The organism is Rhodococcus sp. P4_B6, from assembly GCF_056402215.1.
Window position 1 is genome coordinate 12,593 of the sequence record NZ_JBFUHV010000123.1, and the last position, 14,843, is coordinate 27,435.

15 protein-coding genes, 1 other RNA gene and 1 pseudogene are annotated in these 14,843 nt (G+C 68.1%); 11 read left to right on the forward strand and 6 right to left on the reverse strand.

The genetic code is table 11. The features are described from left to right. Positions 1-40: 40 nt before the first annotated feature. On the reverse strand, positions 41-802 hold the full coding sequence (locus AC1DWT_RS36485) for an MBL fold metallo-hydrolase (RefSeq protein WP_095860825.1): 762 nt from the start codon (positions 800-802) through the stop codon (positions 41-43). Between the two features lie 97 nt (positions 803-899). On the opposite strand from AC1DWT_RS36485, the gene AC1DWT_RS36490 reads away from it, so the two are divergent. Next, positions 900-2,888, forward strand: a complete 1,989-nt coding sequence (locus tag AC1DWT_RS36490; RefSeq protein WP_477924377.1) for a phage holin family protein — start codon at positions 900-902, stop codon at positions 2,886-2,888. 36 nt (positions 2,889-2,924) lie between these two features. Here AC1DWT_RS36490 and AC1DWT_RS36495 read toward each other — a convergent pair whose 3' ends face one another. The 4 genes from AC1DWT_RS36495 to AC1DWT_RS36510 all read right to left on the reverse strand — a co-directional run bounded on the left by AC1DWT_RS36495 (position 2,925) and on the right by AC1DWT_RS36510 (position 7,124). Beyond that, complete coding sequence (locus tag AC1DWT_RS36495) at positions 2,925-4,130, reverse strand: acyl-CoA dehydrogenase family protein (RefSeq protein ID WP_072937684.1); 1,206 nt, start codon at positions 4,128-4,130, stop codon at positions 2,925-2,927. A gap of 29 nt (positions 4,131-4,159) precedes the next feature. Continuing rightward, positions 4,160-5,572 (reverse strand): acyl-CoA dehydrogenase family protein, encoded by a 1,413-nt coding sequence (locus AC1DWT_RS36500; protein WP_072937685.1) that lies wholly within the window; start codon positions 5,570-5,572, stop codon positions 4,160-4,162. A 224-nt stretch (positions 5,573-5,796) separates the two neighbouring features. Next, positions 5,797-6,579 carry a histidinol-phosphatase gene (hisN, locus tag AC1DWT_RS36505; RefSeq protein WP_072937686.1) on the reverse strand — a complete coding sequence of 261 codons (783 nt, stop codon included), beginning with the start codon at positions 6,577-6,579 and terminating at the stop codon, positions 5,797-5,799. 50 nt (positions 6,580-6,629) lie between these two features. After that, positions 6,630-7,124, reverse strand: a complete 495-nt coding sequence (locus AC1DWT_RS36510; protein WP_072937687.1) for a beta-class carbonic anhydrase — start codon at positions 7,122-7,124, stop codon at positions 6,630-6,632. Positions 7,125-7,290: 166 nt separating this feature from the next. On the opposite strand from AC1DWT_RS36510, the gene prfB reads away from it, so the two are divergent. Together prfB and AC1DWT_RS36520 are read left to right on the forward strand one after the other, a co-directional pair. Beyond that, positions 7,291-8,397 carry a peptide chain release factor 2 gene (prfB, locus tag AC1DWT_RS36515; protein WP_072937793.1) on the forward strand — a complete coding sequence of 369 codons (1,107 nt, stop codon included), beginning with the start codon at positions 7,291-7,293 and terminating at the stop codon, positions 8,395-8,397. Positions 8,398-8,402: 5 nt separating this feature from the next. Continuing rightward, positions 8,403-9,299 (forward strand): mechanosensitive ion channel family protein, encoded by an 897-nt coding sequence (locus AC1DWT_RS36520; protein ID WP_072937794.1) that lies wholly within the window; start codon positions 8,403-8,405, stop codon positions 9,297-9,299. Between the two features lie 331 nt (positions 9,300-9,630). Here the strand turns inward: AC1DWT_RS36520 and AC1DWT_RS36525 are convergent, their stop codons facing one another. After that, positions 9,631-9,774, reverse strand: coding sequence for a hypothetical protein (locus AC1DWT_RS36525; protein ID WP_477924379.1), 144 nt, complete (start codon positions 9,772-9,774; stop codon positions 9,631-9,633). 36 nt (positions 9,775-9,810) lie between these two features. Here AC1DWT_RS36525 and ftsE point away from each other — a divergent pair, with 36 nt between their 5' ends. The 8 genes and pseudogenes from ftsE to AC1DWT_RS36565 form a co-directional block, all read left to right on the forward strand. Continuing rightward, entirely contained in the window at positions 9,811-10,500 is a 690-nt protein-coding gene (ftsE, locus tag AC1DWT_RS36530) for a cell division ATP-binding protein FtsE (RefSeq protein ID WP_005240222.1), read from the forward strand. A 67-nt stretch (positions 10,501-10,567) separates the two neighbouring features. Further along, positions 10,568-11,473, forward strand: a complete 906-nt coding sequence (gene ftsX, locus AC1DWT_RS36535; protein ID WP_072937689.1) for a permease-like cell division protein FtsX — start codon at positions 10,568-10,570, stop codon at positions 11,471-11,473. A gap of 75 nt (positions 11,474-11,548) precedes the next feature. Beyond that, complete coding sequence (smpB, locus tag AC1DWT_RS36540) at positions 11,549-12,022, forward strand: SsrA-binding protein SmpB (RefSeq protein ID WP_015890164.1); 474 nt, start codon at positions 11,549-11,551, stop codon at positions 12,020-12,022. Positions 12,023-12,030: 8 nt separating this feature from the next. Next, positions 12,031-12,885, forward strand: a complete 855-nt coding sequence (locus AC1DWT_RS36545; RefSeq protein WP_072937690.1) for a DMT family transporter — start codon at positions 12,031-12,033, stop codon at positions 12,883-12,885. 95 nt (positions 12,886-12,980) lie between these two features. Next, positions 12,981-13,352, forward strand: a transfer-messenger RNA (tmRNA) gene (gene ssrA / locus AC1DWT_RS36550). Positions 13,353-13,440: 88 nt separating this feature from the next. Then, positions 13,441-13,815 carry a fluoride efflux transporter FluC gene (locus AC1DWT_RS36555; protein ID WP_072937691.1) on the forward strand — a complete coding sequence of 125 codons (375 nt, stop codon included), beginning with the start codon at positions 13,441-13,443 and terminating at the stop codon, positions 13,813-13,815. Further along, positions 13,812-14,156: a fluoride efflux transporter CrcB gene (gene crcB / locus AC1DWT_RS36560; RefSeq protein WP_072937692.1), complete on the forward strand. Its 345-nt coding sequence runs from the start codon at positions 13,812-13,814 to the stop codon at positions 14,154-14,156. The genes AC1DWT_RS36555 and crcB overlap by 4 nt, the downstream gene beginning before the upstream one ends. Positions 14,157-14,229: 73 nt before the next feature. Next, positions 14,230-14,843, forward strand: a pseudogene (locus tag AC1DWT_RS36565) (phosphoglucomutase, alpha-D-glucose phosphate-specific); the annotation flags it as partial.

Consider the following 14,843-nt stretch of genomic DNA (forward strand, 5'->3'; position numbering starts at 1 on the left):
GGTAGAGGACAGCGGCACCGGTGCCGGTCGTAACCGAAAGTCACCGGAATGCCTCGCCCGGGTCCAGTTCGACGGCCCTCAGGCCGTCCGCGTCCGCGCGACGGACGAACTCGCGACCGGGGCCGTGGAACCGGCGAGGCCGGACCGCGTCCATTCCGATCGGCCACAGCGTGCCGAAGTGGATCGGGATCGACACCACGGCGGCCACGGACCTCGCCGCGGCGGCGGCCGATTCCGGATCCATGTGTCCCGGTCCGAGATTCGGCCCCCACCCTCCGACCGGCAGCAGCGCGACGTCGCAGCGCGGAACCCACTCCGCCATCGCGGGATCGAGGGCGGTGTCACCGGCGAAATACGTGGACGCCGCGCCGTCGACGACGTACCCCAGCGCCTGCGCCCGCTGTGGGCCACGGCGCCACCGTCTGCCGTCGTGCACGGCCGGCACCGCGCGCACCGTCACCGAACCGAGTCGCACGTCCTGCCCGGGCGACATCTCGATCAGCCGGTCGCCGAACACCCGCAGTCCCGCAAACGCGTCCACCGCGCCGCGGGGAACGACGATCGGAATGTCGTTCCCGATCAGGGCGAGCGAGGGCAGGTGGGTGTGGTCGGCGTGCAGATGGGACAGCAGCACGGCGTCCGGCCGCACCGGGTCGGCCATCGGGTCTGGGCCGCGGCGACGCCGCAGGTGCGCCACCCGTGCCGTCAGCACCGGGTCCGTCAGGATCGTCGTCCCGCTGTCCGTGATCTCGACCGTCGCATGCCCCCGCCACCGGATGAGCACCCCTGCGTTCTCGGTCATGGCGGTCCCGTTCGCTCGTCGCGGTGACGCTGCTGCGATGAGTTCCGCCGCGCCACTCCCTGTCAGACCTTACGATCCCCCAAAAGGGAGGTCTGCGATGCGCTCTCTGGGCTCGGCGGCCAGGACGGTCACCGAATTTCTCGTGCTGTGGCTCGTCTCCGCCGTCGCACTGGTCCTGACCGACCTGATCCTGCCGGGGGTCCGGCTGCGTCCGACACCTGCGGGCGGCCCCTTCGGCACCATCCCGGCAGCATTGTTCCTCGCCCTCGTGTACGGACTGCTGTCGGTCACCCTGTGGCCGTTGCTCGTGCGCGCGATGCTGTGGGTCGGTCCGGCGCTGCTGTTCCTGGGCGTGTTCGCCGGGAACTGGCTGATCATGGTGCTCGCCGTGCGGGTCGTACCGGTCGCCACCACGGAACGGGTCGCCGACGTGCTGGTGCTGGCCCTGGTGATGTCCGTCGTCGGTTCCGGTGTCGCCGGAGCCATCGCGGCCAGGCGCGACGACACGTACCGTTTGATGCTGGTGCGCCGCAACCGGTCCCGGCTACGACGTCGCGGCGGTGCGGACGCGGCGGCGGGGGAACCCGGACTGCTCTGCATCCAGATCGACGGCCTCGGCCACGCGGTGCTGCAACGCGCGATCCGCGACGGCGTCACGCCGCACCTCGCCGGGCTCGTGCACCGGGGCTCCCACGTCCTGACGTCCTGGCACACGGACTGGAGCAGTCAGACCGGTGCGAGCCAGCTCGGGATCCTGCACGGTGACAACCACAACGTGCCCGCGTTCCGGTGGTACGACAAGCCCCGCGGCACCGTCGCCGTCTTCAGCAATCCCGCCGACAACGCCGCCCGCGAACTCGAGCGCGCGCACCGGCCCGGTCTCCTCACCGGGGGCGCCAGCCGCGGCAACCTGGTCACCGGCGGCGCCGACGACAACGTCCTCGTGGTCAGCCGTATGCGAGGCGCCCGGATGGGGGGCAGGGCAACCGGATACGCCGACTACTTCGTCGACCCGGCGAGCGCCGTGCGCACCGCGGTTCGGCTCGTCGCCGAGGTGCTGCGGGAGAACGTGCAGGCGTACCGGCAACGCCGCGCCGACGTCACCCCGCGCGTCCGGCGGGGTGGGCTGTATCCGCTGGTCCGTGCGTTCACGACGGTCGTCGAGACGGACGTCGTCGTCGCCGCGGTCGTCGGTGATCTCATCGCGGGCCGCAGCCCCGTGTACGTCGACCTGGTCGGGTACGACGAGGTCGCCCACCATTCCGGTGTCGAACGCCCCGAGACGCGTAAGGTCCTGCGCACACTCGACGACGAGATCGGGATGATCGCCGCCGTCGCCGCCCAGGCGGGCAGGCCCTACCGCATCGTCGTGCTGTCGGATCACGGGCAGAGTCAGGGTTCCACGTTCCGCGACCGCTACGGCAAGGGCCTCGAGGACGTCGTGCTCGACGCCTGCCACGCCCCGGGTCGCCGTGAGGGCGACTCCGTCACGCTCGGCAGCCGAGGGCGCGGCGCCGAGGGCCTCGGCTATGCCGAGGCCAGCCTCCGGTCGGAAGCGACTCCCGACGTCGTCACCCCGGGCGAGAATCCGGTGGTACTCGCGTCGGGCAATCTCGGGCTGGTCAGCTTCCCGCAGGTGCCGGGCCGCGCCACCCGCGAATGGATCGACGCCCGTTACCCGGACCTGATTCCGGCGCTCGTCACACATCCCGGTATCGGGTTCGTGCTCGTGGCCCGCGACGACGACGGCTCGGTCGTGCTCGGATCTGCCGGCAGCGCCGACGTCGCCACCGGTGAGGTCGACGGCGTCGATCCGCTCGCCGATTTCGGGCCCGGCGCCCTCGACCGGGTCCGCCGCACGGACACGTTCGACAACGTCGCCGACCTGATGGTGGGCGGGCGGTACTGGCCGGACACCCTGGAGGTCGCCGCGTTCGAAGACCAGGTCGGATCGCACGGCGGGCTCGGTGGACCCCAGAACACGCCGTTCCTGCTGTATCCCGCGGACCTGCCCGCGCCACCGAACCCTCTGCAGGGCGCCGAAGCGGTGCACGAGGTTCTCGTCCGGTGGCGCGATCTCGCGTGAATCCCGTTCCCGGACGGCATGAGCCGTGCGCGGGTGCTACTTCAGCTCTGCCGACGACTTCCCGAGTAGACGGCGGGCCACGATCAGCTGCTGGATCTGCTGCGTGCCCTCGAAGATGTCGAGGATCTTCGAGTCGCGTGCCCATTTCTCGAGCAGCGGTCGCTCCGAGTATCCCCATGTGCCTGCGAGTTCGACGGCCTTGAGGGAGATGGCGGTTCCGGTGCGGCCGGCCTTCGCCTTCGACATCGACGCCTCGAGTGAGTTCGGCTTCTTGTTGTCCGCCATCCACGTTGCCCGCAGGGCGAGCAGGTAGGCGGCTTCCCAGTCGGCCTCGAGTTGCAGGAACTCGGCGGCGGCCGCGTGCTGGTTGTATGCGGGGGTGTCGTACGAGATCTCCACACCGGCGTCGGAGAGGATGCTGCGCAGTTCCTCGAGCGCGGCGCGGCCCAGGCCGACGGCCATGCCGGCGACGATCGGGCGGGTGTTGTCGAACGTCTGCATGACGCCGGCAAAGCCCTTCTCGACGTTGACCTCCGGCGTGCCGAGCAGGTTGTCCTTCGGGATCCGGCAGTCCTGCAGCAGCAGCACTGCGGTGTCCGACGCCTTGACGCCCAGCTTGTGCTCGAGGCGGGCGACGCTCAGGCCCGGGGCGTCGCGCGGGACGACGAACGACTTGATCGCGGCGCGGCCCTTGGTCTTGTCGACGGTGGCCCACACGACGATGTGGGTGGACCGCTCGCCGGCGGTGACGAAGATCTTCTCACCGTTGAGGACGTATTCGTCGCCGTCGAGGACCGCGGTGGTGGTGACGGCGGCGGAGTCGGAACCGAAACCGGGTTCGGTGATCGCCATCGACGCCCACACCTTGCCGAAACGCTCGAGCTGCTCGTCGGTGGCGACCGCCGCGATCGCCGAGTTGCCGAGACCCTGGTACGGGATCGCCAGTGTGAGGCCCACGTCGCCCCAGCAGGTTTCGATGACATTCATCAGCGAGGACATGTTGCCGCCGTTGACGTTCCCGATGACCTTCGGTTCGTCGCCGCGTCCGAGGGCGGCTCCCGCCGCCCCCTTACCGGAGTCGTTGAGGCCCTCCACCATGGCGGCCATGGTGTCGAGTTCCTTGGGGTAGGCGTGCTCCACGAGATCGTACTTGCGGGAGATCGGCCGGAAGATTTCTGCCGCAACCTGGTGCGCCTGGTTCGCGGAGGCTTTGAGCTTCTTGGGAAGTTCGAGGTTGATCATGACTGTTTCCTTAGTTCGAATCCGGCCGCTCAGATCAGGACGATGCCCTCGGCGACGCCGATGGCGCGCAGATCGCGGTACCAGCGCTCCACGGGATGTTCCTTGGTGTAACCGTGGCCACCGAGCAGCTGGACGCCGTCGAGACCGATCTGCATGCCCTTCTCGGACGCCAGCTTTCGGGCGAGGGCCGATTCGCGGGCGAACGAGAGCCCCTGCTCGGCGCGGGAGGCGCCGCGCAACGTGACCAGGCGCAGGCCGTCGAGTTCGATGCCGATGTTCGCAACCATGAACGCGACCGCCTGACGGTTGCTGATCGGCTCACCGAACGCGACCCGCTCGTTGACGTAGGGGATCACGTAGTCGAGAACGGCCTGCCCGGTGCCGACCGCGAGCGACGCCCAGCCGAGGCGGGCCAGCCGGATGGCGTCGGCGTATTCGGCCTTCCGCGCGTCGGCGTCGGCGGCGCCGAGCAGACCCGACTCGGGCACGGCGACATCGGTGAGGTTGAGCCGGCCGAGCCCCGCGGCGCGCAGGCCCATGCTCGGGTCCGACTCCACGACGAGTCCCTTGGTGTCGGCCTCGACGATGAAGAAGGAGGGCTTGCCGTCGAGTTCGGCCGCCACGATGAACAGTTCCGACGAGGCCGCGGCGGGAACGAGGCTCTTGACGCCGTTGAGCCTGTAGCCGCTGGGGGAGCGGACTGCCTTGGTCTGCAACGCGAATGGATCGAACAGTGCGCGGGGCTCGTTGACGACCACGGCCGCGTTCGGAACCTGCTCGCCCGTGAACGAGGGTAGGTAGGTCTTCTGCTGGGAGTCGGTGCCCCACTGGGTGAGGGCGACCGCGACGCCACTCGGCGCGAGAATCGGCAGCGCGAGCCCCATGTCGCCGTGGGCGAGAGCCTCGGCGACGAGGGAGTTGGTGACGGCCCCGCGCTCGCTGGCGGCCCCGTCGAGTTCCTCGGGAACGTTGATCAGGGTGATGCCGAGTTCGGCGGCGCGCTTCACGAGATCCGCCGGTGCGGCGGCGGCAGCGTCGGCATCGTGGCCTGCGGGCCGCAGGATCTCGGCGGCGAACTCGCGCACGGTCTCGACGATCATCTGCTGCTCGTCGCTCGGGGTCAGGTCGAAGTAGCCGGCCTTGGCGGTCGGGTTGTCGGGCAGGCGTTTCGGTGCGCCGCCGCCGGACACCTTCTGGAACCCGCGGGTCGCGGCGCCGAGCGTCTTGAAACCGGTCTTCGTGCCTTCGTAGGTCACCCGGTCGATCGTCTGGCGCAGGTTGTACTTCTCGGCCAGATCGGATCCGGTGATCTTGGTCAGCACGCGCATCGCGGCACCCATGGCGTCGCGCTTGACGGGATTCAGTCCGACGGCGGACGTGTCACGGGGGTTCCGCTTCGCTCTGCCGTTGGGGGCAACAGTGTCTTGCTTGCTCATGATCACCAGCTGCTTCTCGGTGTTCGGGCGTGGACACCAACTATCTTACTTAGCAGTAAGGTGGGTGTCTACTATCGAGTAAGTTCCGGTGCCCACGAGCTCCCCACCGCGTCGGGTTCGAGCCCGATTCTCGGGGGCGGGGGGTGCAGACAGCGGACATACGAAATCCGCCCTCCTCGGGAGCCGAGGAGGGCGGAGGCCTTGTCAGGACTGCTGCCTGTATTACTGCATCAGCGCAGTCGGGACAGCGCCTCGTCGTGCAGCAGAGTGTTGGTGGCCAGCGCACTGCCGCCGTGCGGGCCGTCGGCGCCGGCGAGATTGGTGAACCGGCCGCCGGCCTCGCGCACCAGGACGTCGAGGGGCGCGAGGTCCCACAACGACACCTCGGGCTCGGCGGCGATGTCGACGGCGCCCTCGGCGAGCAGGCAGTAGGAGAAGAAGTCACCGAATCCGCGGACCCGCCACACGTCGTCGGTGAGGGAGAGGAACTGCGCGCGGATGCCGAGTTCCTTCCATCCGGACAGGCTCGAGAACGTGAGGCTGGCCGAACCGAGACGGTCGACGGCCGAGACGGCGATCCGAGTGGGCTCGGAGCCGTCGAACGTCGACCAGGCGCCGCGACCCGATGCCGCCCACCAGCGGCGCGCGAGTGCCGGGGCGCTCACGACGCCGACGGTGGGAACGCCGTCCTCGAGCAGCGCGATCAGCGTGGCCCAGATGGGGACGCCCCGCACGAAGTTCTTGGTGCCGTCGATCGGGTCGACCACCCACTGTCGACCCGAGAACTGCGCGTCGCCGCCGAACTCCTCACCGAGGACGGCGTCGGCGGGCCGCTCGGATTCCAGCGTCGCCCGGACCGCCCGTTCCACCGCCAGGTCCGCGTCCGTGACCGGGGTGAGGTCGGGTTTGTCGTCCACCGACAGGTCGAGTGCCCCGAAGCGGGCCCTCGTGATCGCATCCGCCTCGTCGGCGATTCGGAGGGCGAGCTGCAGGTCGGCGTCGAGGTCGGTCACGGTCGCACAGATTACTCGTACCGCGCGGTCGTACCGCGCCCGCGCGGACCTCAGTCGATCTTCACTTCGGCGAGCTTGCCGGTGGCGACGTCGAAGACGAACCCGCGGAGAGAGGTGGTCGCCGTGACGAAGGGACTGGCCTGGATGCGGCGCAGCGACTGCCKGACGTCCTCGTCGAGGTCGGAGAACGCCTCGGCTGACCAGGCCGGTTTGATCCCGACCTCGTCCTGAATGGACTTCTTGAAGTCGTCGTCGGTGAACGTGAGCATCCCGCAGTCCGTGTGGTGGATGAGGATGATCTCGGTGGTGCCGAGCAGTCGCTGGCTGATCGCGAGCGAGCGGATCTCGTCGTCCGTCACCACCCCGCCTGCGTTGCGGACGACGTGCGCCTCACCCTCCTGGAGACCGAGGATCCGGTAGACGTCCAGACGTGCGTCCATGCACGCGAGGACCGCGACGTGCTTGCTCGGGGGCAGGGGCAGCGGCCCGGTGAATCCGGCGGCGTACTCCTCGTTGTTCTTCAGGTACTGGTCGGTCACGGTCATCGTCGACTCCGTCCGGGATGGCGGCACAAACAAGTGCGTACCCGTGCATGCAACAAGGCACTTCCGGGGTCCGCAAGGCTTTCGCGCCACGTGATCGGAAGGGGTGACTTCGGCCGGAACGAAGGGGTGACAGGGCACCTGTCCGCACCCGGTAACCTTGGGAACCGTGCATCCCGACGTATCCGCAGACCTGAGCGAGCTCGACACCACCCTCCGCACCGTCGAATCGGTGCTGGACGTGGAGGAGTTGCGCCGCCGTATCGACGAGCTCGAACACCAGGCTGCCGATCCGGAGCTGTGGAACGACCAGGAGCACGCCCAGCAGGTCACCAGCCAGCTGTCGCACTCCCAGGCCGAACTGCGCCGCGTCGAGGAACTGCGCTCGCGGCTCGACGACATGCCGGTGCTCTACGAACTCGCCGAGGACGAGGGCGCGGAGGCCATCGCGGACGCCGACGCCGAGCGGCACAGCCTGCGCGAGGACATCGCGGCGATGGAAGTCAAGACGATGCTCTCGGGCGAATACGACGAGCGTGACGCGCTGGTCAACATCCGCTCCGGCGCCGGTGGCGTCGACGCCGCCGACTGGGCCGAGATGCTGATGCGCATGTACATCCGCTGGGCCGAGAAACACGGTTACGGCGTCGAGGTCTACGACACGTCCTACGCGGAAGAGGCCGGCATCAAGAGCGCGACGTTCGCGGTCAAGGCGCCGTACAGCTACGGAACCCTCTCCGTCGAGATGGGCACGCACCGGCTGGTCCGGATCAGCCCGTTCGACAACCAGGGCCGCCGCCAGACGTCGTTCGCCGAGGTTGAGGTCCTGCCCGTGGTCGAGACCACCGACCACATCGACGTCAACGAGAACGACGTCCGCGTCGACGTGTACCGCTCCTCGGGCCCCGGCGGGCAGTCGGTCAACACCACCGACTCCGCGGTCCGGTTGACGCACATCCCGACCGGCATCGTCGTGACGTGTCAGAACGAGAAGTCGCAGCTGCAGAACAAGGTGTCGGCGATGCGCGTCCTCCAGGCCAAGCTGCTCGAGGTCAAGCGCAAGGAGGAGCGCGCCGAAATGGACGCGCTCAAGGGCGACGGCGGCAGTTCCTGGGGCAACCAGATGCGGTCGTACGTGCTGCACCCGTACCAGATGGTCAAGGATCTGCGCACCGAGTACGAGGTCAACAACCCGTCGGCGGTGCTCGACGGTGACATCGACGGCTTCCTCGAATCCGGCATCCGGTGGCGGATGCGCGAGAGTCAGGCGTCCTGATCTCCATGGAACCGGCGGCGGCAGTGTTCGCTCCCACCCAGAACCTCCTCGACTGGCTCTCGTCGACGGGGCTGGCGGTGTCCCTCACCGTCCTCGGAGCGATCCTGATGGCGCGGTTCGTCAGTTGGGGCGGCGGCAAGGTGACCGACCGGATCGACAGCAACTACATGCAGGGCGACGCCCTCGTGCGGTCCGAGGCGACCAAGCACCGCCACTCGGTGGCGCAGGTGATCACCTGGGTGATCATCACCATCATCTACGTGATCGCGACGATGAAGGTCCTCGACCAGCTGAGCCTGCCGATCGGCAGCCTGGTGGCCCCGGCCACCGTGCTCGGTGCGGCGCTCGGTTTCGGCGCGCAGCGCGTCGTGCAGGACATCCTCGCCGGCTTCTTCATCATCACCGAACGCCAGTACGGATTCGGTGACACCGTGCAGCTCGCGGTGACGGGGTCGTCGGAGGACGCCGAGGGCGTGATCGAGGACGTCACCCTCCGGGTCACCCGGATGCGGAACTCGGACGGTGAGGTCATCACCGTGCCCAACGGCCAGATCGTGAAGGCGATCAACCTGTCCAAGGACTGGGCGCGCGCCGTGATCGACGTTCCCGTTCCGGCCACGTCGGACATCAACCGCGTCAACGAGGTGCTCCACCAGGTCGGCGTCGAGGCCTTCGCGGATCGCGGACTGAAGAAACTACTGCTCGACGAGCCGACGGTGATGGGAGTGGAGAGTCTGACGGTCGACGAGGTCAGCGTCCGCGTCGTGGCGCGGACCCTCCCGGGTAAGCAGTTCCAGGTCGGTCGCGCACTGCGCGTGCGCATCGCCACCGCGATGCGACGGCAGGGGATCACCGTCGAACCGGACCTTCAGACGGTCCGGGCAGCGGAGGGCGAGGGATRACCGACGAACCCCGGCGCGGACTGGACCGGATTCTGCACTCCTCGTTCCTTCCCGCCAAGATCCTCGGCGGCCGGGTGCGGACGTCGACGCTGGTGCTGTGCATCCTGTGGGTGGTGCTGTACACGCTGTACACGTACCTCAATCCCGCCGAAGAGGTGGTTCAGGGACCGGTCGCTCCGGCTGTCGTCCCCACCCGGGAGGCGCCGATCCAGGAGACCACGCCGCCGACGTCGGAGTTCGAGACGACGATCGAGTCGACGACGGAGACCGCCACGACCACCGAGTCGACACCCGAGCCGACGCCGGAGCAGACGGCGCCCACCGGGACCAGTCAGGTGACGTCGACGCCGACGCTGCCGTTCGGGATTCCCAATCCGTTCCCGCCTCTGCAGACCACCACGCCGCCGACCACGTCTTCCGTCCCGACGACGTCGGCGACACCGCAGACGGGGCGATGACGCGCGCGTCGCTCCATTTGGTCACTGTTCGATAACGTCTAGACTGGCTCCTCGTGATCAGCGTCGAGAATGTGTCGAAGTCGTACAAGACCTCCACGAGGCCCGCCCTGGACAAGGTGAGCGTCGAGGTGGACAAGGGCGAGTTCGTCTTCCTGATCGGCCCGTCGGGCTCGGGAAAGTCGACGTTCATGCGCCTGCTCCTCAAGGAGGAGTCGCCGACGTCGGGTGACATTCACATCGCGGATTTCCACGTCAACAAGCTGTCCGCCCGGCGTGTGCCGAAGCTGCGGCAGAGCATGGGCGTCGTCTTCCAGGACTTCCGGCTCCTGCAGAAGAAGACCGTGTCCGAGAACGTCGCGTTCGCGCTCGAGGTGATCGGGAAGCCGCGCGCGATGATCTCCCGGACCGTCCCCGAGGTGCTCGAGATGGTGGGGCTGTCCGGGAAGGCCGACCGGCTCCCCACCGAACTGTCCGGTGGTGAGCAGCAGCGCGTCGCCATCGCGCGGGCGTTCGTGAACCGGCCGCTGGTGCTGCTGTGCGACGAGCCCACCGGCAACCTCGACCCGGAGACCAGCCAGGACATCATGCTGCTGCTCGAACGGATCAACCGCACCGGAACGACGGTGGTGATGGCGACCCACGACCACCACATCGTCGACTCGATGCGTCGTCGCGTGGTGGAACTGGACCTCGGCAGAGTGGTGCGCGACGAGGCTCGGGGTGTGTACGGCGTGGGGCGTTAGCCGCCCTCCCTGCACTCCAAGCTTCAGTACTGTCCCCAAGTCTCCTACGAAGGACTCTGATTCCCCGATGCGTGCCAGTTTCATTTTCAGTGAGGTCCTGACCGGACTCCGCCGCAACGTCACCATGACCATCGCGATGATCCTCACCACCGCGATCTCCCTCGGCCTGTTCGGGAGCGGGTTGCTGGTGGTGCAGATGGCCGGCAAGACCCAGCAGATCTTCCTGGACCGCGTCGAGGTACAGATCTTCCTCACCGACGACATCTCCACGTCGGACCCGGGCTGCGAGGGGGAGATCTGCAAGTCGCTGCGCACGGAACTGGAGGACACGCCGTCGGTGGTGTCGGTGGAGTACCTCAACCGGGACGACGCGGTGAAGGACGCGACCGAGCGGGTGTTCAAGGATCAGCCCGAACTCGCCGCGCTCGTCAGCCCCGACAGCTTCCCCGCCTCGTTCAAGGTCAAGCTCAGCGACCCGGAGCGGTTCGGTGTCATCAACGAGAACTTCGGTACCCGCCCGGGCGTCGAGAGCGTCCTCAACCAGCGCGAACTGGTCGAGCGGCTCTTCAGCGTCCTCAACGGGGTGCGCAACGCCGCGTTCGCGATCGCGATCGTGCAGGCCGTGGCGGCAATTCTCCTGATCGCGAACATGGTTCAGATCGCGGCCTTCACCCGTCGCACCGAGGTCGGCATCATGCGGTTGGTCGGTGCCACCCGCTGGTACACACAGTTGCCGTTCCTACTCGAGGCGGTGGTCGCCGCGCTGGTCGGCGCCGTCCTGGCCATCGTCGGCCTGTTCACCGCGAAGAACATGTTCATCGACGACGTGCTCGCGGACGTGTACGAGGCCAACATCGTGGCCCGGATCTCCAACAGCGACGTGCTGTTCGTGTCGCCGGTGCTGGTGCTGGTGGGCGTCGGAATGGCGGCGGTCACCGCATACGTGACCCTGCGCTTGTACGTCCGCGAATAATCGGTTTGCCCCTTCTCCTATGCTGGAGGGTACGAACTGTTCACCTCGGACATCGCGGACTGAAAGGCCCGGAACGTGAAGGAAAAGGGCCGCAAGGTCATTGCGACCAACCGCAAGGCGCGTCACAACTACACCATTCTCGACGTCTACGAGGCGGGGATCGCCCTCGTCGGTACCGAGGTGAAGAGTCTGCGCGAGGGCAAGGCGTCGCTGGTCGACGCGTTCGCCACAGTCGACGACGGGGAGGTGTGGCTGCGCTCCCTGCACATCCCCGAGTACACGCAGGGCACGTGGACCAACCACTCGCCGCGCCGCACCCGGAAGCTGCTGCTGCACAAGCGGGAGATCGAGCACCTCGTCGGCAAGACCCGCGAGGGCAACCAGACTCTGGTTCCCCTGTCGATGTACTTCTCCGACGGCAAGGTCAAGGTGGAGCTCGCGCTCGCCAAGGGCAAGCAGGACTACGACAAGCGCCAGGACCTGGCCAGGCGGACCGCCGAGCGTGAGGTGACCCGCGAACTCGGACGCCGAGTCAAGGGCATGCGCTGACGTCCATCCTGCTCGCGCTCGTGGCCGCGATCGGCTACGGCGTGAGCGATTTCGTCGGCGGAGTCGCGTCCCGCAGGGTGGCGGCGCTGCGCGTCGTCATCGTGTCGTACCCGCTGTCCCTGCTGATCGTGCTCCTGATCGCCCCGTTCGCCGGCGGCACCCTCACCTCGTCCTCCCTCGTGTGGGGCGCGGTGGCGGGAGTGGCAGGCGGCGTGGCGGTCTGGTGGTTCTATCTCGCGTTGGCATCGGGACCGATGTCGGTGGTGTCGCCGCTGACGGCCGTGCTGGTCGCCGGTATTCCGGTGTTGATCGGGCTCGCGTTCGGCGAGCGGCCCGGGCCCGTCGCGTACATCGGGATCGCGGTGGCCCTCGTCGCCGTCGTCCTCGTCAGCCGGGAATCGCCCGACGAGACCGCGGGCGAGGTGGCAGGCGGCAGGGTGCTGCGCTTCACCCGCACAGTGGCGCTGCTCACCGTCGGATCCGGCATCGCGTTCGCGCTGTCCTTCGTCTCGCTGCACCAGATCGGCGAGGAGGGCGGAATGTGGGCGCTCGCCGTGTCCCGCGCCGCGGCGACCGCGGTGGTGTGGCTCGTCGCCCTGGCCGCCGGCCACTTCGTGCCACCCCACGGCGAACCCCTCAAACTCGCCGTGTACGTGAGTTTCCTCGACGTCCTGGCCAACGCGGCGATGATGTACGCGTTCCAGGGTGGCCTGCTGTCGCTCGTCAGCGTGATCGGGTCGCTGTACCCCGCGGCCACCGTGCTGCTGGCGATGGTGATGCTCGGTGAACGGGTGAGCAGAATGCAGCAGGCGGGGATGCTCCTCGCCCTCGCGGCCGTCGGAATGATCGCCGTGGCCAGCTGAAACACGCCCGTCGACACTCCCAGAGGAAACCGGGATGAAACCGGGCGGGGTTCGCGTTACACTAGGTGGCCCCGCGAGACTCGTGGGGCACGTACGGGGCTGAACGGTTTCGACTGCGTACGTTGAGGTAGGGGAAGCGTGTCGGTGCAGGCAAGAGACCACCGTAAGCGTCGCTGCAAACATATAAGCGCCGATTCCAATCAGCGCGACTACGCACTCGCTGCCTAAGTAGCGACTGCGTGTCTGTCAGTCCGGGTTCGCCCTCGGTCCGGGTACTGGCATCAGCTAGAGGGCTTTACCGTTCGACTCGGTCGCGGAGTCGAATGGGACAACCAACAGCGACTGGGATCGTCATCCTGGCTTGTTTGCGAGACTGGGAGATCCAAGTAGAGACATAGCAAACTGCACACGGAGAAGCCCTAGCTTTGCTGCGGAGGACCCGGGTTCAATTCCCGGCAGCTCCACCAAGGTCCGGGCCGGACACCACCAGGTGTCCGGCCCGGACCTTTTTGTGCGCACCGGAGTTCGACCATCCTGGCGGGCCGCCGTGACACGATGTGTGCCGTGTCCCTGACGAAACCGGTGGCCGTGGTCGCCCTGGGCGGTGCGCTCGGTGCGTCCGCGAGATTCCTCCTGTCCGAGCTGTGGCCGGGCATCTGGACCGTCCTGCTGATCAACGTGATCGGGTCGCTGCTGCTCGGCTACCTCGCCGAGACGGTGGGACCGGACCGGTTGTGGCGGCTGTTCCTGGGAGTCGGCGTCCTCGGCGGTTTCACCACGTTCTCGACCTTCGCCGTCGACGCGGTGCGGGAGGACGTGGTGACCGCGAGCCTCTACGTCGTGGCCACCCTGATCCCCGCCCTGCTCGCGGCGCGGCTGGGGATGCTCGTCGGTCACCGCCACCGGCTGGGGCGGAAGGCGGCGACATGATCGTCCTCCTCGTCGCGGTCGGCGGCGCGCTCGGTGCGACGACGCGGTACCTCGCCGGCCGGTACGTCGACTCGTACCGCAGTTTCCCGGTCGCCACCTTCCTCGTGAACGTCGCCGGGTGCCTGATCCTCGGACTGCTGTCGGGGGCGTCGATGTCCGCGCAGGCGTTCGCGTTGCTGGGCACGGGCTTCTGCGGGGGACTGACCACGTACTCGACGTTCGCGGTGGAATCGGTGGGACTGCTGCGGATCCGGCTGGCGCTCACGTCCGTCGTCTACACGATCGCGAGTGTGACGGCCGGTCTGGCCGTCGCCTGGCTGGGATTCCGATTGACGTCTTGAGGGCAGACTCCGGCGCGAGGGTGCAGGATGGGTTGGAGCCGAGTTCGATCCCGAAACGTTTCCAGGAGGTCTCGTGGCGCACGACAGGGCGGGTCAGGTGGCACTGCCGGAGGATCTCGTAGACATCGCGCACCTGGTGACCGCGTACTACAGCGGCGTGCCCGACCCCGAGAACCCTGTGCAGCAGGTGCTGTTCGGGACGTCCGGCCACCGGGGGTCGAGCCTGGACACCGCGTTCAACGAGGCGCACATCCTCGCCACCACTCAGGCCATCGTCGAGTACCGGGCGTCCCAGGGCATCGACGGACCTCTGTTTCTCGGGCGCGACACCCACGCCCTGTCCGAGCCGGCGTGGACGTCGGCGCTCGAGGTGCTGGCCGCGAACGACGTGACGGTGCTGATCGATTCGCGGGACCGCTACACGCCGACTCCCGCGGTCAGCCACGCGATTCTCCGCTACAACCGCAGCGGCCCGGAGTCGAAGGCCGACGGCATCGTCGTGACGCCGTCGCACAACCCGCCCCGCGACGGCGGCTTCAAATACAACCCGCCGCACRGTGGCCCCGCCGGCTCCGAGGCGACGACGATCATCGCCGACCGGGCGAACGAGCTACTTCGGCGGGACCTCTCGGGCGTGCGGCGGATCCCGGCGGCCCGGGCGATCGCGCGGGCCGAGCGGTACGACTT

What these genes read in the sequence shown, in the direction of transcription:
- AC1DWT_RS36485 (WP_095860825.1), bottom strand. Translation starts at nt 802, where the DNA reads ATGACCGAGAACGCAGGGGTGCTCATCCGGTGGCGGGGGCATGCGACG.
- AC1DWT_RS36490 (WP_477924377.1), top strand. Translation starts at nt 900, where the DNA reads ATGCGCTCTCTGGGCTCGGCGGCCAGGACGGTCACCGAATTTCTCGTG.
- AC1DWT_RS36495 (WP_072937684.1), bottom strand. Translation starts at nt 4,130, where the DNA reads ATGATCAACCTCGAACTTCCCAAGAAGCTCAAAGCCTCCGCGAACCAG.
- AC1DWT_RS36525 (WP_477924379.1), bottom strand. Translation starts at nt 9,774, where the DNA reads ATGGAGCGACGCGCGCGTCATCGCCCCGTCTGCGGTGTCGCCGACGTC.
- ftsX (WP_072937689.1), top strand. Translation starts at nt 10,568, where the DNA reads ATGCGTGCCAGTTTCATTTTCAGTGAGGTCCTGACCGGACTCCGCCGC.
- AC1DWT_RS36555 (WP_072937691.1), top strand. Translation starts at nt 13,441, where the DNA reads ATGTGTGCCGTGTCCCTGACGAAACCGGTGGCCGTGGTCGCCCTGGGC.
- crcB (WP_072937692.1), top strand. Translation starts at nt 13,812, where the DNA reads ATGATCGTCCTCCTCGTCGCGGTCGGCGGCGCGCTCGGTGCGACGACG.